Here is a 19847-nt window from a genome sequence, read left to right as displayed (position 1 = left end):
GGGGACTCCCACGATTGCTGGCATGCACCCAGAGCTCGGCCGGTTGCTCGACGCTCAAGGCGGAGTCGTCACATCCGCTCAGGCGCTGACGTACTTGCCCCGTCGCCGATTGGAGCGTGAGCTGCAACGGATTTGGTATGGGATCTATGGGCAAGGCGAGGTAACCGACGCATTGCGGCTCAAGGGGCTGGACCTGGCCTGCGGTCGCAGGGTGGCGGTGTGCCTGAGCACGGCCGCGGCCGCGTACGGCTTCAACACCGAGAGTGGCGCGGACCTGCACGTCCTCAGTCCGCCGGGTGGGCAATTGCGGTCGGCCGACGGCCTCGTCGTGCATCGGCGCGAGGGTGCGCCGCTGACCGTGGTCGCGGGGCGGCCGGCCACAGCGCCCGCGTGGACGGCGATCGAGGTCGCCCGAGGGCTTCGCCGGCCCCGGGCTCTGGCCACGCTGGACGCCGCGTTGCGCAGCGGGCGGTGCGGCCGTGGCGAGTTGACGCGGGCGCTGCGGCTGCAGTCCGGGCGTCGCGGCGTGGTCAACGTGCGTGCGCTGCTGCGCTGGCCTCCCCGCTCGCCGAGTCACCGATGGAGAGCGAGGTGCGGCTCGTCATGATCGACGGCGGGCTGCCCGACCCGGTGCTGCAGCACGAGGTCGTGGACCTGGAGGGCAACATCTGGCGCCTGGACTTCGCCTGGCCCGAGCACCGCGTCGCCGCCGAGTATGACGGCGTTGACTGGCACACCGGGCCGCGCGCTTTCCTGCGTGATCGGCGCCGCGCCGCCGCGCTCCAGGACCTCGGCTGGGTCGTCGTGCCCATCGTTGCCGAGGATGTCAGGCTTCGGCCTCGCGAACTCGTGGCGCGGATCGCGCGGCGCTGCGAGCGGGCGGCGTGAGCGTGCGCGGAATGCCGTCCACGACGGCGTGTCGGTGTGCAAACACGCACGCTCGCCAAAAAAAGGCGAGGCGCGCCGCGGAAAGTCAACCCGTCCCCGGGCCGATGTTGCTGGCCGGACGGGTCCGCAGGTCGTGCACGTAGTCGGCCGGCGCGCCGGCGATCTCGGCGGCGTCGGCCATCACGCCCAGGTACCGCGCGGACGGCAGGCCGCCTTCCCAGGCGTCCAGCACGTACAGCCACGCCAGCACCGGATCGGTGTTGGTGTCCGACGAGATCCGCTCCACCCGGCACCGGATCTTCTTGTGCACACCGAACTCCGAGCCCTCCCACTGATCCAGGTTGTTCTCGTCCGCCGGCGTCATGTCGTACAGGACGACGAACACCTTCGAATCGGGATCCTCCACGATGGTGGCCAGGGCGCCTTCCCAGCCGATGTCCTCGCCGCCGAAGGTCAACCTCCAGCCGTGCAACCAGCCGGTTCCGGCCATCGGGGAGTGCGGTGCGCGCTTCAGCATCTGCTCGGGATCCATGTTCGACCCGTAGGCGGCGTAGAGCGGCACGGGGCAAGCTTAAACGGCATCGCGCCGCGCGGTGCTCACCTGAGCGCTTCGCCCGGCCTGCCGCTAGGTTTGAACCGTGGCGACCCGCATCGTGATCCTCGGCGGAGGCCCGGCCGGTTACGAAGCCGCGCTGGTCGCCGCTACCTCCCACCCCGACACCACTCACGTCACCGTCATCGACTCGGACGGCGTCGGCGGCGCGGCGGTGCTCGACGACTGCGTGCCGTCCAAGACCTTCATCGCCTCCACGTGGTTACGCACCGAGCTGCGCCGGGCGCCGCGGCTTGGGTTCGACATCGACATCGACGACGCCAAGATCTCGCTGCCGGCGATCCACGCCCGGGTCAGGCGGCTCGCCAAGGAGCAGTCGGCCGATGTCACCGAACAGTTGCTCGCCGTGGGCGTGCACGTGGTCGCCGGCCACGGCGAGCTGGTCGACCCCACGCCGGGGCTGGCCTGCCACCGCATCAAGGCGACCGCCCCGGACGGCACCACCACGGAGTTCGAAGCCGACGTGGTGCTGATCGCGACGGGCGCCAGCCCTCGCGTCTTGCCGTCCGCCCAGCCCGACGGCGAGCGGATCCTGACCTGGCGGCAGCTGTACAACCTCGAGGCGCTGCCCGAGCACCTCGTCGTCGTCGGCTCCGGCGTCACCGGCGCCGAGTTCGTGCACGCCTACACCGAGCTGGGCGTTCCGGTGACGGTGGTAGCCAGCCGCGACCGGGTGCTGCCCTACGAGGACGCCGACGCCGCCCTGGTTTTGGAGGAGGCGTTCTCCGAGCGCGGCGTGCAGCTGGTCAAGAACGCCCGGGCCCAGTCGGTCACCCGCACGGACGACGGCGTGCTGGTCACGTTGGCCGACGGGCGCACCGTGGAGGGCAGCCACGCCCTGATGACGATCGGGTCGGTGCCCAACACCGGCGGCCTGGGCCTGGACCGCGTCGGCATCGAGTTGGGCCGCGGCGGCTACCTGACCGTGGACCGGGTGTCGCGGACCTCGGTGGCCGGGATCTACGCCGCCGGTGACTGCACCGGCCTGCTGCCGCTGGCGTCGGTCGCCGCCATGCAGGGCCGCATCGCGATGTATCACGCGCTGGGCGAGGGCGTCAGCCCGATCCGGCTGCGCACGGTCGCGGCCACGGTGTTCACCCGGCCCGAGATCGCGGCCGTCGGCGTGCCGCAGGCGATGATCGACGACGGTTCGGTGTCGGCCCGCACGATCATGCTCCCGCTGCGCACCAACGCGCGGGCCAAGATGTCGGGCCTGCAGCAGGGCTTCGTGAAGATGTTCTGCCGCAAATCCACCGGCGTGGTGATCGGCGGCGTGGTGGTGGCCCCGATCGCCTCGGAACTGATCCTGCCGATCGCGGTGGCCGTCCAGAATCGCATCACCGTCAACGAGCTGGCGCAGACGCTCGCCGTTTACCCCTCGTTGTCCGGGTCGATCACCGAGGCGGCCCGGCGGCTGATGGCCCACGACGATCTGGACTGAAACGCCAGGGGAGAAGCCGTAGCCTTGGTGGTGCACGAGTCCTACTGACGAGTAACCGACAGGAGTTTCCCCAGTGAGCGACCCGATTCACGCACCGAGCGGGCAGAGCTCGCCGGCGTCCGTGCTGGGACCGCAGCAACGCCGGGACGCCTGGGACCGGCTCGGCGCCGAGCAGTTCGACGTGGTGGTCATCGGCGGCGGCGTGGTGGGCTCCGGGTGCGCGCTTGATGCCGCCACCCGCGGGCTCAGGGTGGCCCTGGTGGAGGCGCGCGACTTCGCCTCGGGCACCTCGAGCCGCTCGTCGAAGATGTTCCACGGCGGCCTGCGTTACCTCGAGCAACTGGAATTCGGCCTCGTGCGCGAGGCGCTCTACGAGCGGGAGCTGTCGCTGACCACGCTGGCGCCCCACCTTGTCAAGCCGATGCCCTTCCTGTTTCCCCTGACCCATCGCGGGTGGGAACGGCCGTACATCGCCGCCGGGATTTTCCTCTACGACCAGCTCGGTGGCGCGAAATCCGTTCCCGCGCAGAAGCACCTGACCCGCGCGGGGGCGCTGCGGCTGAGCCCGGGCCTCAAGCGCAGCTCGCTGATCGGCGGCATCCGCTACTACGACACCGTCGTCGACGACGCCCGCCACACCATGACCGTCGCACGCACGGCCGCGCACTACGGCGCGGTGGTGCGGTCGTCGACGCAGGTGGTGGCGCTGCTGCGGGAGGGCGACCGCGTCACTGGCGTGCGGGTGCGCGACTCCGAGGACGGCTCGATCACCGACGTCCGCGGCCACGTCGTCGTCAACGCCACGGGCGTGTGGACCGACGAGATCCAGGCGCTGTCCAAGCAGCGCGGGCGGTTCCAGGTGCGCGCGTCCAAGGGCGTGCACGTGGTGGTGCCACGCGACCGGATCGTCAGCGACGTCGCGATCATCCTGCGCACCGAGAAGTCCGTGATGTTCGTCATACCGTGGGGCAGCCACTGGATCATCGGCACCACCGACACCGACTGGAACCTCGACCTGGCCCACCCCGCCGCCACCAAGGCCGACATCGATTACATCCTGCGCACCGTCAACACGGTGCTGGCCACCCCGCTGACCCACGCCGATATCGACGGCGTCTACGCGGGGCTGCGGCCGCTGCTGGCCGGCGAGAGCGAGGAGACCTCGAAGCTCTCCCGCGAGCACGCCGTCGCGGTGCCGGCGCCGGGGCTGGTCGCCATCGCCGGCGGCAAGTACACCACCTACCGGGTGATGGCCGCCGACGCGATCGACGCCGCGGTCCAGTTCGTCCCGGCCCGGGTGGCGCCGTCGATCACCGAGAAGGTGAGCCTGCTGGGCGCCGACGGCTACTTCGCGCTGGTCAACCAGGCCGAGCACGTCGCGGCGCCCCACGGCTTGCACCCGTATCGGGTGCGTCACCTGCTGGACCGCTACGGGTCCTTGATCGGCGACGTGCTGGCCCTCGCGGCCGGGGACCCCGACCTGCTGCGCCCGTTCAAGGAGGCGCCGGGTTACCTGAAGGTGGAGGCCCTGTACGCCGTCACCGCCGAGGGGGCGCTGCACCTGGAGGACATCCTGGCCCGCCGGATGCGGATCTCGATCGAGTACTCGCACCGCGGCGTCGCCTGCGCCCGGGAGGTGGCCGACGTGGTGGCGCCGGTGCTGGGGTGGAGCGCCGGCGACGTGGAGCGCGAGGTGGCCAACTACACCGCGCGCGTGGAGGCCGAGGTCCTGTCGCAGGCCCAGCCCGACGACGTGTCGGCCGATGAGCTGCGGGCCAGCGCGCCGGAGGCGCGCGCCGAGATCCTCGAGCCGGTGCCGCTCAATTGAGGGCCGCGCCGCTTCCGGTTCGCGACGGCCTCGGCCCGGCGCGGGTGCGGCTGCGCGGCGGGCCGGTGCTGGCGGAGCTGACCGCCCGGTTCGGCGCGGCGGCCCGGTCGAAGGTGTTGGCGGGGGAGGTGGTCGACGCCGACGGGGTGGCGGTCGACGAGGCGACGGTGCGGCCCGCCGGGGCGCACGTCTATCTCTATCGGGAGCTGCCCGCTGAGGTTCCGGTGCCCTTCGACGTGCCGGTGCTCTACCGGGATGCGTCCATCGTGGTCGTCGATAAGCCGCACTTCCTGGCCACCATGCCGCGGGGCCGGCACGTCGTGCAGACCGCGCTAGTCCGGTTGCGCCGCGACCTGGGCCTGCCCGAGCTGGCCCCGGCGCACCGGCTCGACCGGCTGACCGCGGGCGTGCTGGTCTTCACCGCGCGCCGCGAGGTGCGCGGCGCCTACCAGACGCTGTTCGCCCAGGCGCTGGTGGCCAAGACGTACCTGGCGCGGGCCGCCGGCGCGCCGTCCGTCGCGCTGCCGTGCGTGGTGCGCAACCGCATCGTCAAGCGCCGGGGACACCTGCAGGCGGTCTGCGAGCCGGGGCCGGCGAATGCCGAGACGCTGGTGGAACGCGCCGGCGAGGGCCTGTACCGGCTGACTCCGCGCACGGGCCGCACCCACCAGCTGCGGGTGCACATGGCCTCGCTCGGGCTGCCGATTGACGGGGATCCGCTGTACCCCAACGTGATCGACGTGCCGGCCGACGATTTCAGCGCGCCGCTGCGGCTCCTGGCCCAGCGCGTCGCGTTCACCGACCCGCTGACCGGTGCGCGCCGCGAGTTCGTCAGCCGCCGGACGGCACCCTAGCGCCCGCCTGACCTCCTCGCGAGGGTGCGCGGAATGCCACTCGCAGCGGCGTGTCGGCGTACAGACACGCACGCTCGCGGTCTGAAGGTGGGCGCTGCGCGTGCCGATCCTCACGTCACCCGCTGAGGGGAAAAGCGCACGTCGGGCACGGCAAGTGCTAGCGTCAATTGCGAAATTTTCGACCGCAGCTAAGGCGTCGAAGCGCAATGTTTTTGGGCTATTCGTGCCGTAGACATCGAGAGTTTTCACCGGATTTCCGCCGTCGGAGAGTGTGACAGTCATGGACTTCATATCGCTGCCCCCCGAGATCACCTCGGCCATGATCCACGCCGGGCCCGGGGCTGAATCGCTGATCGAAGCGGCGAACGCGTGGCACAACCTGGGCGTCGGCCTGGAGGAGACCGCACCGCTGTATACCGAGGCGGTTTCGGAGCTCACCCAGGCCTGGCAGGGGCCGTCCTCGGCGGCGATGAGCGAGGCCGTCGCGCCGTTCCTCACCTGGGTGCGCACCACCGCGCAGCAGTGCGAACAGGTGGCGTCCTCGGCGAACGCCGCCGCGGCGGCCTTCAGCGCGACGGTGGCCTCGGTGGTCACGCCGGCGCAGGTCGCCGCCAACCGGACGCGGCTGGTGCAGCTGATCGCCACCGACCGGCTGGGCCGCAACCTCGCCGCCATCGCCGAGACCGAATCCCAGTACCAGACCATGTGGGTCAACAACTCCGCCGCCATGTCGCGCTACGAGGCGGCCTCCACCCAGGCCCTGGACCTGCCCCAGTTCTCGGCGCCGCCGGCGATCACCAGTGACACCGGCACCGCGGCGCAGGCCACCGCCACCTCCGCGGCCACCACCGCCGCCGCCACGCCGGCGAACTCGATCGGGGACTTCCTGACGTCGATCCTCAGCACCCCCTTCGGGTTCGACCCCAACGCGGGCTGGTTCGGACTGGCCAACACCTACGCCAACCAGTTCATCTCGTCCGGCTTCCCGATCAACATGCTCAGCTACGTGGCGCAGGCCAACTCGGTGCAGGCGATCCAGGCGGTGGGCGGCGAGGTCGGGCAGGGCCTGACGGAGGGCGAGGGGGCGCTGGGCGCGGCGGCCAGCGACCTGTCGAGCGCGATCCGCACCGTCGGGGCCACCGCGTCGCCCACGGCCGCCATGGGCGTGGCGGTCACGGTGGGCAAGCTGAGCGCGCCGCCCGCGGTGGTCGGGCTGCTGCCCGCGTCGCAGGCACCCGTGCAACTCGCGTCCGCGGCGTCCCCGCTCGACGCCGGGGACGCCGGCTTCCCCATGCTGCCCCCGTTGATGCCGCCGCCGATCTCGGCCGGCAGCGGCTGGCGCAAGAGAAAACAGCAGAAATACGAGGATCTTGCGGTCGGTAAGGAACTCAAGGGCAGCTTCATGCCCCGATCGCCGTCGGCGGGATGAGGGCTGATCGCCGTGCGGGGGAAACCGAAATGCCTCGTCGCATGAGGCAGCCACCGTTCTCGAACTCGGGGTAGGGCGTCATGGATTTTGGGATGATGCCCCCCGAAATCACCTCGGCGCTGATTCACTCCGGACCTGGTGCGGGGTCACTGGTCGAGGCCGCCGGGGTGTGGCTGGCGCTGGCCATCGACGTCGAGGACACCCTCCCGCGTTACGCCGCCGAGCTGTGGTCACTGGGCGAGGCCTGGCGCGGGCCGTCCGCGGCGGCGATGGGCCAGGCCGTGGAGCCCTACCTCGCGTGGTTGCGCGCCACGGCCCAGCAGTGTGAGCAGGTCGGCGCCTCGCTGCAGGCCGCCGCGGCGGCGTTCGAGGCGGCCCGGGGCTCGATCGCCCTGCCAGCGGAGGTCGCTGCCAACCGCGCCCGGCTGGCGCAGCTGCTGGCCACCAATTGGCTCGGGACGAACCTCGTGCCGATCGCCGAGACGGAGGCCCAGTACGAGGGCATGTGGGTGCGGAACTCGGCGGCGATGTACCGCTACGAGGCGGCCTCGGCGCAGGCGCTCGACCTGCCGCAGTTCTCGTCGCCGCCCGCGATCGTCAACCCGGCGATGGCCGCCGCCCAGACGACCGCAACCGCCGCGCAGGCCGCCGCCGCCCCGGCGCAGACGCCGCTGGGCGAGCTGCTGACCTCGCTGCTGAGCACGCCGCTGGGGTTCAACCCCCAGAAGGGCTGGTTCGGGCTGCTCAACGCCTACGCCAACCAGTTCATCGCCGGCGGGATTCCGATCAACCTGCTCAGCTACCTGGCCCAGCTCGGCTCGTCGCAGACCCTGCAGAACGTGGGGAGCGATATCGTCCAGGGCCTGGGGGAGGGCGAGAGTGCGCTGGGCGCGGTCGCCAGCGGCCTGACGGGCGCGGCGCGCGCGATCGGATCGGCGCCCACCGCCGCCACGGGCGTCGGCGTGCTGGTGGGCAAGCTGATGATGCCGCCGTCCGTGGTCGGCGTGGTCCCCGGCCCGCAGGTGCAGCTGGCGTCGGCGGTGTCCCCGCTGCCGACGAGCGAATTCGGGCTGCCCGAGATCCAGATGCCCCCCTTCCGGATGCCGCCGATGTCGGCGGCCAAGCGCAAGCGTGAGGGCCGCGACTACGACGACATCGAGCTCGGGCTGGAACTCAAGGGGACGGTGATGCACCGGCCGCCGTCGGCCGGGTGAGCTACCCGGCTTCGATCTTGGGGGCGGCGGCCCCGTGCTCGTCCCCGGCGAGGGTGAAGTAGTTCTCCTCCTCCTGCACGAAGTGCAGCCGCAGCAGCGCGTACAGGCCGTACAGGCAGGCGAGCAGGTCGTCGACCTGATCGGGCGCGATCGCGCCGCCGTCGCGGGCCAGCGTCAGGTGGGCGCCTACCCGGTCCGACAGCCGTTGTATCTCGGCGTGGGTGCGGCTCATCGTCGCCGTGGCCTCGCCCGTGCCCAGGGGATGGGCCAGCGCCGGGTAGAGCTGGGTCTCCTCGGCGCGTTCGTGGGGCAGGATCCGCTCGGTCAGCAGCGCGTACGCCCGCGTGATCGCCTGCAGGGCCGTTCCGTCCGGCTCGGCCGCCAGGCGGTCGGCGGCGTCCCGCAGCACTCCGACGGCGTCCCGCAGTTCGTCGTGCTCGGCGTCGAAGCGCCGCAACATCTCCTCCGTGCGCGGCGGCAGGTCGACCTCGACGGCCGGGTTGCCGCGCAGCGCCCGCAACGCGTTGCCGATCACCGCGACGTCGATGCCCTCCTGCAGCAGCGCGCCCACGGCAGGCGGCAGCCACCCGAGCGCGGCGACGGCCATCGCCGCCAGCGAGAGCCCCATGCCGACGACCGCGCTCTGCACGGCGATGCGACGCGACCAGCGGGCAATGTCCATCGCGTCGGCGAGGCGCTCCAGCCGGTCGGTGGTCAGCACGATGTCGGCCGCCTCCGACGACGCGGTCGTGCCGCGGGCGCCCATCGCGACGCCGACGCTGGCCGCCGCCAGGGCGGGCGCGTCGTTGACGCCGTCGCCGACCATCACGGTGACGGCGCGGTCCTTCTCGGCGCGCACGGCGGCGACCTTGTCGGCCGGGGTCTGCCCGGCGTACACCTCGTCGAGGCCCAGCACGGCGCCCACTTCCCGGGCCGGCTCCGCGCGGTCGCCGGTGAGCATCACCAACCGGTTCAGGCCGGCGGAACGCAACCGGCGCACGGTTCGCGGCGCGTGCCGGCGCAGCGGGTCGCGCAACAGCACCGCGCCGGCCGGTCGCCCGTCGATCCGGACCCATGCGATCGCGGCGCTGTCCAGCAGGGCGCGGTTCAGGGCCGTGCGCGCCCACGCCGCCGACCCCGTCTCCCCGGCGTCCTTGCCGACCTGCACGCGCCGGCCGTCGACGGTGCCGGTGACCCCGTGCCCGGGTTCCTCGACCACCGCGCTGGGCAGGGCCAGGCCCAGGCCGCGGGCGCGGGCCTCGGTGACGATCGCCTCGGCCAGCACGTGGGGCGACAACTGATCCACGGAGGCCGCCAGCCGCAGTATCTCGATCGCGTCGCGCCCGGGGGCGGCCGCGACGTCGATCACGACGGGCCGCCCCGTCGTCACCGTGCCGGTCTTGTCCATCGCCAACGTGGTCGCTCGGCCGAGGGTTTCCAGCGCGGCCCCGTTGCGGATCACCACGCCCTGACGGGAGGCGCGGGAGAGGCCGGACACGATGGCCACCGGCGCGGCCAGCAGCAGCGGGCACGGGGTCGCCACCACCAGCACCGCGACCGCGCGCACCGCGGAACCACTGGCCAGCCAAGCGCCGGCCGCGATCAGCAGCGTCAGCGGTAGGAACCAGGCGGCGTACCGGTCGGCCAGCCGGACCACCGGCGCGTTCTCGGCCCCGGCCTGCTCGGCGAGGCGGACGATGTGCGCGTAGGTGCTGTCGGCGGCGGTGGCGGTGGCCTCGATCTCGAAGGCGCCGCCCGCGTTGACCACCCCGCTGCGCACCGGTTCGCCGACGTCCCGCTCGACCTGCAGCGGCTCGCCGGTCAGGACGGACTCGTCGAGCACCGCGACCGGGCCGGTGACGCGCCCGTCCACGGGCACCACCTCGCCCGGCCCGACGACCAGCTGGTCCCCGACCGCCACGTCGTTCAGCGCGATCACGCCGACCGCCGCGCCGACCCGGCGGCGGGCGAAGCGCGGCGCGTGTTCCAGCAGCGCCCGCAGGTCGTGGGACGCGCGGCGTTCGGCCGCCGCCTCGAGTGCCCGCCCGCCGGCCAGCATCACCGCGATCAGCGCGCCGGCGAGGTATTCCCCGACCAGCAACGTCCCGACCAGCGACAGCACCGCGATCACGTCGACGCCGACCCGGCCCCGACGTAGGGCCTTCAGCACCCACACGACGGCGGGCGCCACGGCCACCATCGTGCCCGCGATCCAGCACCAGTCAGCCACCCGTCGCGAGCCGGCCAGCCAGGCGATGCCGCCCGCGGCCAACGCGCCGGCGGTCACCGCGACGAGGACCGGCTCGACCAACCCCCGGATGACAAAACGCTTACCGCCCACACCATTCCCTTTCGGCGTGTCAGTCAGCCTGGCGCGCCCTCGTCGGACGGGCTAGGGCCGGAAGTCGCCGACCCCAGGACCTATTGGGACTTAATTGAGGACCGAGGTCACTAGAAGGGTCGGCGAAGTTCTGGTGAACATGGGTGGCGTGAAGCGCCGCAGAAAGCCGCCCCCGGCCGCCATCGTCGGCGGCGTCGTCGGCGGGGGCCTCACCGCCGTGGCGGGCTGGGACCTGTGGCAGCGACGGCACACCATTCTGCGCAACTATCCGATCGTCGGCCACCTGCGGTTCCTGCTGGAGGCCGTGGGCCCGGAGCTGCGCCAGTACATCGTCACTGACAATGACGCCGAGCGGCCCTTCAGCCGGGACCAGCGGCGCTGGGTGTACACGTCGTCGAAGCTGGCCAACCGGTATTTCGGCTTCGGCACCGACAACGACCTGGAACGGGTGCACAACTACCCGGTGATCAAGCATGCGGCGTTCCCGATGCCGGCCCCCGCCGGCGAGCCGGAGCACCCGGATCCTGCGGTGCCGCTGCCGGCCGCGAAGGTGCTCGGCGGCGCCCGCGGCCGCGCCAAGGCGTTCCGGCCGTCCTCGCTGGTCAACATCTCCGCGATGAGCTTCGGATCGCTGAGCGGTGCCGCCGTCACCGCGCTCAACCGCGGCGCCGGGCTGGCCGGCGCCCTGCACACCACCGGAGAGGGCGGGGTGTCGCCCTACCACCTGCACGGCGGCGACCTGGTCTGGCAGATCGGCACCGGCTACTTCGGCTGCCGCAACGACGACGGCACGTTCAGCCTCCCGCGGCTGGTCGACCGGGTGGCGGCCACGCCGTCCATCCGGGCGATCGAGATCAAGCTCAGCCAGGGCGCCAAGCCGGGCCTGGGCGGCATGCTGCCGGGCGCCAAGGTAACCCCCGAGATCGCGGCTATCCGCGGCATCCCGGTCGGGGTGGACTGCAAGAGCCCGGCCGGCCATTCGGCCTTCCGCGACGTCGACGGGCTGCTGGACCTGGTGGAGACCATCGCGGCCGAGACCGGGCTGCCCGTGGGGATCAAGTCCGCGGTCGGGGAGGGCGCGTTCTGGTCCGAGCTGGCCGCGCGGATGGCCCGCACCGGCCGGGGCGTCGACTTCGTGACCGTCGACGGCGGCGAGGGCGGCACCGGCGCGGCGCCGCTGGTCTTCACCGACCACGTGGCCCTGCCCTTCAAGTGGGCTTTCCCGCGGGTGTACCGCGCCTTCGCCGAGGAGGGGCTGCACCATGACGTGGTGTTCATCGGCTCGGCCAAGCTCGGCATCCCCGAGAACGCGCTGCTGGCGCTGGCCATGGGCTGCGACATGATCAACGTCGCCCGGACGGCGATGTTCTCCATCGGCTGCATCCAGGCCCAGCGCTGCCACACCGGCCGCTGCCCGTCCGGCGTCGCCACCCAGTCGGCGTGGCTGCAGCACGGCCTCGACCCGGACCTCAAGGCCGTGCGCTGCGCGAACTACCTGGCCACGCTGCGCTTCGAGCTGCTGTGCCTCGCCCGCGCATGCGGCCACGTGCACCCGGCCCTGGTTCCGCTGAACGCCATCGAGCTGCTCGACGTCGACCTGCAGACGGTCCCGGCCGACGAGCTGTTCGACTACAAGCCGGACTGGGGCCTCCCGGGGCCGCGCGACGTCGCGGCCCTCACGGCGCTGACGGCCGCCGGTCGGCCCGCCGGAGGATGAGCTTGCGCAGTTCGCTGACCCACAGCACGCTGCTGGACACGGCGACGCACACCAGCCACTGGCTCGGCGACAGCGGTGTGGTGGTGAACGCCGTGTTGAGGAACGGCAGCTGAACCACGGCCACCTGCAGCAGCGCCGAGACGGCGATGGCCGCCCACAGCCAGCCGTTGGCGAAGAAGCGGTGCAACGCGCTCCGGGTCTCGCTGCGGGCGTTGATCGTGTTGAACAGCTGGGTGATGACCAGCACCGTGAAGCCCGCGGTGCGGGCGGTGTCCAGCGACGACGGCAGGGGGCCGCGGGGTGAGTAGAGCCAGATCGTGACCAGCGTCGCGGCGCCCACCGCCGCGCCGATCACCACGATGTTGTTCCACATCCGCCCGTCGATGACCCGGTCGGACTTCGAGCGCGGCGGCCGGCCCATGACCTCCTCGGTCTGGGGGTCGACGCCGATCGCCAGCGCCGGGGCGCCGTCGGTGAGCAGGTTGATCCACAGGATTTGGGTGGCCAGCAGCGGCAGCGCGACGGTGCCGCCCTGCGACAGGCCGATCGTGCCGGCCAGCACGACGCCGAAGAAGACGGTGAAGATCTCACCCATGTTCGACGACAGCAGGTAGCGCAGCGACTTCTTGATGTTGGCGAAGATGCCCCGGCCTTCCCGGATGGCCTCGACGATGGTCGCGAAGTTGTCGTCGGCCAGGATCATGTTCGCCGCCTCGCGGGCGACGTCGGTGCCGGTGCGTCCCATCGCGATGCCGATGTCGGCCCGCTTGAGCGCGGGCGCGTCGTTGATGCCCTCGCCGGTGACGGCGACCACCTGGTGGTCGGCCTGCAGCGCGTCGATGATGCGCAGCTTGTCCGCCGGGTTGACCTGGGTGTACTGCGAGTGCCGGCGCACGGTTTCGCGCAGCTGGTCGTCGTCGAGGGTGGCGAGTTCGGCGCCGGACACCGCCGACTCCCGGTCCTCGATGCCAAGCTCCCGGGCGATGCGCGCCGCGGCGCGGGGATGGTCGCCGGTGATCATCACTACCCGGACCCCGGCGCGGTGTGCGTCGGCGATGGCCGCGGCGGCCTCGGGCCGCGGCGGGTCGGTGATACCCACCATGCCCAGGTAGACCAGATCACCGTCCGGCCGGCGACATGCGACCCCGACCGCGTGCAGGGCGTCGTGGGCGAGCCGCTCGGCGTCGGCGCGGATGGCGGCCCGCGCCCGGTCGTCGAGGGGAGCGGGCCGATCACCGGACTGCACCCACGCGCAGCGGTCGAGCAGCGCGGCGGGCTCGCCGACCTCGCCGGCGACGAGGGGCCCGGTCCCGCCGGCCTTCCCGCGGGCCACCCGGAAGGCCGCCGCGATGGGATCGCCCGGGTCGGCGCCCTCGCCGGCCGCGCCGCCCGCCGCCAGCACCAGCGCCACCTGCCGCGACAGCGCGTCGTCGGGGGGCTCGCCGCTGATGGCGGCCTCGCCCACCGGCGTCACGACCCGGACGATCGTCAGCTCGCCGGTGGTGAGGGTTCCCGTCTTGCCCGAGCAGACCACCGACGCCGATCCCAGCGTCTCCGCCGACGCCAGCTCCTTGACGATGGCGTGCCGGCCGGCCATTCGCCGCATCCCCAGCGCCAGCACCACCGACATGATCGCGGGCAGGCCCTCCGGAACGGCGGCCACCGCCAGCGAGACGCCGAGCAGCACGGCGGTCACCGCGTCCTGGGCGCTGTGGATGCCGAAGACGAACACCACCGTCGCGATGACCACGACGGCGATGACCAGCACCGCGATCCCCAGCACTCGGCTGGCCCGCGCCACCTCGCGTTGCAGGGGCGTCGGTTCGTGGTCGACGGTGCGCACCAGGCCGGCGATCTGCCCGGTCTGCGTCTGCATCGCGGTGGCCGTCACCACCGCCCGCGCGGCGCCCTTGGTGACGGCGGTGCCCCGGAACACCATGTCGGCCCGATCGTGCTCCGCCCCGGCCTGTTTGCGGACGGGTGCGCTGCGCCCGGTCAACGCGGCCTCCGACACCTCCAGCCCCTCCGACGACAATAGCCGGGCGTCGGCGGCGACGGCGTCTCCCTCGCGCAGCAGCAGCACGTCGCCGGGCACCAGTTCGCGGGCCGGTACCCGGGCCGCCACGCCGTCGCGGACCACGGTCGCGGTGGCCGCGGTCATCCGCGCCAGGGCGTCGACCGCCCGCTCGGCGCGGGCCTCCTGCACGTAGCCGAGCGCCGCGTTGAGGACGAGGATGACCCCGATCACCACGGCGTCGACCGGCCAGCCGGCGGCTCCCTCGGCCACCCACACCGCCAGCGAGGCGACGAGCGCGGCGCCCAGCAGGTAGATCAGGGGGCTGCGGAACTGGGCGAGGACCTTCTGCCAGACCGGCGCCGGCGGCACACCCTCGATCTCGTTGGGGCCGACCTCCAGGAGGCGCTGCGCGGCCTCCTGCGCGGTGAGCCCCGGTTCGGGGGTCACGAGTGCACGGGCGACGTGGGTTGCCTGCGTGACTCGATCATGCGGTTGCGGACGATGTGCTCGACGAGGATGGGCACGAAGGTCTGGACCGGGGCGTCGACGAACTGGCGGGCGGCCTCCTCGCACCACGCCCTGATCTGGGCGGTCCGCTGGTCGTCGTCGAGGCCCTCGTGGCGGGCGAGCTTGTCGGCGACGTCCTCGACCGACCGCGACACCAGGGCGCGGGCGGCGGGTGTGGCGTCGGGAGCCTCAGCGGCCGGCTGGGCGCGCGCCTCGTCGAGGGCCCGCCGGGCCACCTGCTCGCCGGTGTCGGGCCGGATCACGTGCAGGGTGAGATGCCGACCATCCTCGCCGATCAGGATGACGCTGGACGGCTCGTCGCTGATGAAGCCCAGCAGCTCGACCTGGTGGCCGGCGATCTCGGCCAGCGGCGGCGTCTCGTGCCAGCCGTTGCGCCGGTAGCCCACCATCACCACCCGCCCGAGTCGGTCCGCCACCGATGCCACCAGGTCCGGTAGCTCATTGACCAGATCCGTCGACCGGGGCCACCAGGCGCCGTCGATGTGCTCGGAGGCGGTCCGGAAGGGCTTGAGCTGCAATCGATCTACGTGTTCCATGATGTCTCTCTGCTCGAAGGTGCGGGCTGAAGAGGGAGGAGGCGGCGCTGCCCCGTCTCGGCGGCCCGGGCCAGCAGGCCGGGGGCGAGCGCGGACGCCGCGCTCCCGGCCGCCGCGGCCAGCAGGGCCTGGGCCCAGGCGTCCGGGCCGACCGGGGTGCAGCCGAACACCTGGCTGAGCCCCGGGGTGCTGACCACCGCGACAAGCGCGCCGAGCGACCCGACCGACGTCAGCACCACCAGCGGCGCCCGCGAGTCCACCAGCGTCTGGCCCAGCTGGGTGCTGACCAGGGCGATCAGCGCGACCGTGGCCGCCCGGCGCGGGGTGCCGGTCACGCTGGCCATGCCCCACCCCAACGTGGCGCCCATGGTGGTGGCAGCGCCGCGGACCCCGATCGACCGCCACATCGTGGCCTCGTCGGGGTCGACGTCGGCCCTGCCGGTCTGCGGGCTGACGGCCAGCGCCGCGGCCGGCAGCGCGTCGGTCAGCATGTTGACCAGCAGCAGCTGGCGGGCGTTGAGCACCGAGCGCCCGGTGAGGATCGTCGTCAGCAGGGCGAAGCCCACCTCGCCCAGGTTGCCGCCGACCAGCATCGCCACCGCCGACTGCACCCGCCGCCACAGCTGCCGGCCCTCGTCGAGGGCGTCGAGCAGCGCCTCGATCCGCTCGTCGAGCAGCACGACGTCGGCCGCGGTGCGCGCCGCGTCGCTGCCTCGAGCGGCCACCCCGATGCCCACGCTGGCCGCCCGGATGGCGGCGGCGTCGTTGACCCCGTCGCCGACCATCGCCGTGACGACCCCGGCCCGCTCCAGGGTCTGCACCACGTCGATCTTGTGCTCGGGCGTCATGCGCGCGAAAACCTGGCGCGACGCGGCCGTTTCGGCGCGCTCGTCGGCCGACATGGCCTCCCAGTCACCGCCGACGACCACCTGATCCGTGGTGACGTCGATGCCCAACTCGCGGGCGATGACGGCGGCGGTCGCCGGATGGTCACCGGTGATGAGCCGGACCCCGATGCCGCGGCGGGCCAGTTCCGCGATCAGGCCCGGCGCCGCCGGGCGCAGCGTGTCGGCCAACCCGAGCAGCCCCACCGGGGTCAGGTTCGACGTGCACAGGTCCTCCAGCCGGTCGGGGTCCGCCGCCGCGGCCGCGGCCTGCTCGGGAGTCAGCTCGCGCTCGGCCACCGCGAGCACCCGCAGGCCGCCCGCCGCCATCGCCTCGATCCGCTCCTCCAGCGGCTCGTCGTCGCGCAGCAGCGCGGACGCGAGCACCTCCGGCGAGCCCTTGATGGTCAGCCGCGTGCCGACCAGCGCGGCCGCGAACGGGCGCCCGGACTGGAACGGCAGGAACGCGTCGCGCGTCGCCCGCGGCGCGGCCGGCGGGCCGTCCCCCCGCAGCGCGGGGTCGTCGGCGGCCTGGGTGATGGCGTCGTCGGTGGCGTGCTCCACGCGGTGGCTGTGCATGGCGTAGCTCGTGCTCACCGCCGCGTCCAGCACCTGCCCCGGGGTGAAGCCGTCCACCGGGCGCACCGACTTCACCTTGAGCCGGTTCTCGCTCAGCGTGCCGGTCTTGTCGAAGCACACCACGTTCAGCCGGGCCAGCGCCTCGATGGAGTGGGCGTTGCGGATCAGGACCGATTCGCCGGTGAGCCGGCGCGCGGCGGCCTGCTGGGCCAGGGTGGCCACCAGCGGCAGCCCCTCGGGAATGGCGGCGACGACCAGCGTGACGGCGCCGCCGACGGCCTCCCGTAGCGGGGTGCCCCGCGCCACGCTGAGCGCCCCCACCAGGCCCCCGCTGGCGACGCTGAACGGCAGGGCCCGCCGGGTGATCCGCTGCAGCTGCCGCTGCAGGCCGATCTCCTGCAGTTTGCGGGGGGCCATCGCCAGCGCCCGGCGCATCTCCGAGCGTGACCCGACGGCGGTGACCACGGCCACCCCGGTGCCCGCCACCACGGTGGTCCCGGCATAGAGCATGCAGGTCCGCTCGGCCAGCGGGGCGCCGGGCGTCGGCTCCGTCTGCTTGGCCACCGGCAGCGACTCGCCGGTGAGGGTGGACTCGTCGACCTCGACGTTCAGCGCGTGCATCAGCCGGGCGTCGGCCGGGATGACCTCGTCGGCGCGGACCTCGATGACGTCGCCGGGACGCAGCCGCGTCGCCGCGACCTTCTCGGTGCGCTTCCCGTCGCCCCCAGGATCGGAGCGGACCCGGCGCCGCGCGGGCGGTTCCTGCACGGCGAGCAGGCGGTTCAGGATCCGCTCGGCGTGCAGCTGCTGCTCGGACGACATCGCCGCGTTGACCAGCAGCACGCTGCCCACGAGGACCGCGTCCAGCGGCGAACCCAGCAGCGCGCTGGCGAGCGCCCCGGTGGCCAGCAGCGGGGTGATCGGATCGGCCAGGTTGTCGCGCATCTCGCCGGCGAAATCGCGGAACAACCCCCACGACGTCGCGGTGGCGCCGCGCAGCGCGCGGACGGGGGCCGCTCCCTGCCACCCCGCGGACGTCTCCGCGGGGTGTTGCCCGGGTGGCGGGGGGAGCAGGCGCCGGACCTCCGCGACCGGCAGGCCATGCCAGTCGTGGGTGGTCTCGGGCTCCGGCAGCCGGTCGCGGAAGACCTTCGCGCCCGCCCGGTAGCCGAACCACAGGCTGGCGGCCATTCCGACGTTCGTCGACGTCGAGCTGCGCCCGGGCACCCCGGGGATCAGCATCAGCGCGCCGATCACCGACGCCGACGCCGCCAGCCGGATCGCGCTGTCGGTGGCGGCGCGCGCGGCGGGCAGCGCGTGCAGCACGCGCCAGGCACCGGTCAGGTCGGACACCAGCAGGTCGGCGCCCCACGGCGGCGGGTGGCCGTCGCGCAGCACCCCGATCGTGACGTCGGACCGGTGCGGGGCCCGCATCTCCGACGTGGTCAGCAGCGCCACGGTCGCCCCGCCCGCCTTGAGCTCGGCGACGGCCGCCGCCACGGCGTGGTCGATCGACCCGTCAGACGGGTACAGCTGGTCGAAACCCTGTGCGAGGGAGCGTAATCCGTCGTCGTCGAGCGAGTAGATGCGCGGTTGCGCCTGGCGCGCCTCGGTCAGCACCGCCGCGGCGTAGCGGTCCCGCACGGGGCTGATCAGCGCCTCCCCGGCGTCGCCCGCGCCGGGAATGTCGGCCAGCCGGTGCCAGCCCGGGGAGAGGCCGTCGCCGTCGAGCGCGTCGCGGACCGCCACCCAGGCCCGAGCGCGTTCCGAATTCTCCACTCCCAGAACGCGGCTCACCATCAGGTCGGCGGTGTAGAGCGCCCGCGGGTCGATCATTACCGCATCGATCCGGTCCAGAGCGCGCAGGGTCCGGGGCCGTAACACCAGGGCGTCGTGGCGGGCGGTCAGGCCGCGGCTCATCGCGCACCCGAACGCCTCGCGGACGGTGCGCAGCGGCTTGGGGACGGCCGCCAGCGCGGCCGCACCGGCGGCATCGGGGCTGCGGGAGAGCAGGCCGACCGCCGCGGCGGCCGCGGCACCGGCCAGGCCGGCGCGGTCGGCGTAGCGTTCCGCGCGCCCGTCCGGCACAACCGCCGTGCGGCGCGGCGTCAGGGCCGCGTCGTCGGGCACCGGCAGGGCGCCCAGCACGGGTTCCCGCCGCGACCACGTGAGCCGGCCGTTCCACGCCTCGGCTGCCAGCATCGCCCGCGTCGCGGCCTCGGCGGCCGCCGCCGTCGGCGACAGCGTCAGCGCCGCCGTCGCGGCGTTGACGAAACCGAACAACACGTCGGCGCCGTCGGGCCCCAGGCGCCGGTCCAGCTCGCGGCGCAGCCTCGGCACGTGGTCGGCCAGCGTCGGGGGCACGGCCACCAGGTCGGGCAGCCTGGGTAGGCGCAGCAGGCTGCCGGTCAGCGAAAGGCCAAGGCCCACAGCGGCGGCCGTCGCGGCGATCATCCGGCCCATCAGCAGCGCGTCGTCCCCGGGCAGGCTCGCCGGCAGCGCCCTCGGCGCGCCGGCGCGGCCGCGCCGCTCGGCGTCGGTGACGATCCGGCACAGCTCGGCCGTCGACGGCCCGTCCTCCGATTCGAGGGTGACGACCAGCCGCGCCAGGGTCGGGTTCAGGTAGGCCTCGCGCACGCCGGGGGTGGCGCGGGCGGCGGCCAGCACGTCGGCGCCGATGGTGGGGGCCTGCCCGCCGTCGAGGCCACGCACCTCGATCCAGCACCGCGCGCCGTTGCTGCTGGTGCGCCGCGCCGGCGGGCCGCCTATCGCCTCGACCGCCATGCCCGCCGCGGCGCGGGTCAGCGCCGAAACATCGGGTGTCGCCCGGGCCAGCGACCGGCCGCCCAACAGGGCGGCGCTTCCGGCCGTGCCCGCCACCACTGCGCCGGCGGTGACCGCCAGCCGCGTGCCGGCCGCCGCGACCCGGAAAGGCGTGGTAATCAATCTGTTCACGGTTCAGACAGATCCTGTCAATG

Annotated in this window: 11 protein-coding genes and 1 pseudogene; 7 read left to right on the top strand and 5 right to left on the bottom strand. The window is 73.3% G+C overall.

All coding sequences use genetic code 11. From position 1 onward, the window contains the following. The first annotated feature begins 22 nt into the window (after nt 1-22). Nucleotides 23-888, top strand: a pseudogene (locus tag SKC42_RS18655) (endonuclease domain-containing protein). A gap of 85 nt (nt 889-973) precedes the next feature. On the opposite strand, the gene SKC42_RS18650 reads toward SKC42_RS18655, so the two are convergent. Next, nucleotides 974-1450 (bottom strand): gamma-glutamylcyclotransferase, encoded by a 477-nt coding sequence (locus tag SKC42_RS18650; RefSeq protein ID WP_330965760.1) that lies wholly within the window; start codon nt 1448-1450, stop codon nt 974-976. Nucleotides 1451-1526: 76 nt separating this feature from the next. Here SKC42_RS18650 and SKC42_RS18645 point away from each other — a divergent pair, with 76 nt between their 5' ends. From SKC42_RS18645 to SKC42_RS18625, 5 genes are all read left to right on the top strand, one after another. Then, nucleotides 1527-2942: an NAD(P)H-quinone dehydrogenase gene (locus SKC42_RS18645; RefSeq protein WP_330965759.1), complete on the top strand. Its 1416-nt coding sequence runs from the start codon at nt 1527-1529 to the stop codon at nt 2940-2942. A gap of 73 nt (nt 2943-3015) precedes the next feature. Continuing rightward, the gene (locus tag SKC42_RS18640) at nt 3016-4770 is read left to right on the top strand and encodes a glycerol-3-phosphate dehydrogenase/oxidase (protein ID WP_330965758.1); all 1755 of its coding nucleotides are present in this window, start codon (nt 3016-3018) and stop codon (nt 4768-4770) included. After that, nucleotides 4767-5624: a pseudouridine synthase gene (locus SKC42_RS18635; RefSeq protein WP_330965757.1), complete on the top strand. Its 858-nt coding sequence runs from the start codon at nt 4767-4769 to the stop codon at nt 5622-5624. Before SKC42_RS18640 ends, SKC42_RS18635 begins: the two co-directional genes overlap by 4 nt. Nucleotides 5625-5904: 280 nt before the next feature. After that, nucleotides 5905-7053 carry a PPE family protein gene (locus tag SKC42_RS18630; RefSeq protein ID WP_330965756.1) on the top strand — a complete coding sequence of 383 codons (1149 nt, stop codon included), beginning with the start codon at nt 5905-5907 and terminating at the stop codon, nt 7051-7053. Nucleotides 7054-7133: 80 nt separating this feature from the next. Beyond that, complete coding sequence (locus SKC42_RS18625; RefSeq protein WP_330965755.1) at nt 7134-8267, top strand: PPE family protein; 1134 nt, start codon at nt 7134-7136, stop codon at nt 8265-8267. Nucleotide 8268: 1 nt separating this feature from the next. Here SKC42_RS18625 and SKC42_RS18620 read toward each other — a convergent pair whose 3' ends face one another. Beyond that, a complete protein-coding gene (locus SKC42_RS18620) occupies nt 8269-10587 on the bottom strand; it encodes a heavy metal translocating P-type ATPase (RefSeq protein ID WP_330965852.1) in 2319 nt (772 codons plus the stop codon). A gap of 202 nt (nt 10588-10789) precedes the next feature. Here SKC42_RS18620 and SKC42_RS18615 point away from each other — a divergent pair, with 202 nt between their 5' ends. Next, the gene (locus tag SKC42_RS18615) at nt 10790-12325 is read left to right on the top strand and encodes an FMN-binding glutamate synthase family protein (protein ID WP_330965851.1); all 1536 of its coding nucleotides are present in this window, start codon (nt 10790-10792) and stop codon (nt 12323-12325) included. Here SKC42_RS18615 and SKC42_RS18610 read toward each other — a convergent pair. The 3 genes from SKC42_RS18610 to SKC42_RS18600 are packed head-to-tail and all read right to left on the bottom strand — an operon-like array spanning nt 12285 to nt 19824. Beyond that, nucleotides 12285-14789: a cation-translocating P-type ATPase gene (locus tag SKC42_RS18610; protein WP_330965754.1), complete on the bottom strand. Its 2505-nt coding sequence runs from the start codon at nt 14787-14789 to the stop codon at nt 12285-12287. The genes SKC42_RS18615 and SKC42_RS18610 overlap by 41 nt on opposite strands. Further along, nucleotides 14786-15406, bottom strand: coding sequence for a DUF5994 family protein (locus SKC42_RS18605; RefSeq protein WP_330965753.1), 621 nt, complete (start codon nt 15404-15406; stop codon nt 14786-14788). The genes SKC42_RS18610 and SKC42_RS18605 overlap by 4 nt, the downstream gene beginning before the upstream one ends. Then, nucleotides 15394-19824 carry a cation-translocating P-type ATPase gene (locus SKC42_RS18600; RefSeq protein ID WP_442932189.1) on the bottom strand — a complete coding sequence of 1477 codons (4431 nt, stop codon included), beginning with the start codon at nt 19822-19824 and terminating at the stop codon, nt 15394-15396. Before SKC42_RS18600 ends, SKC42_RS18605 begins: the two co-directional genes overlap by 13 nt. Nucleotides 19825-19847 lie beyond the last annotated feature (23 nt).

The organism is Mycobacterium sp. 050134 (assembly GCF_036409085.1).
In the GTDB taxonomy this organism is placed as follows: domain Bacteria; phylum Actinomycetota; class Actinomycetes; order Mycobacteriales; family Mycobacteriaceae; genus Mycobacterium.
The sequence above is the reverse complement of the archived record's forward strand: the minus strand, read 5'-3'. Positions and strand labels throughout refer to the sequence as shown.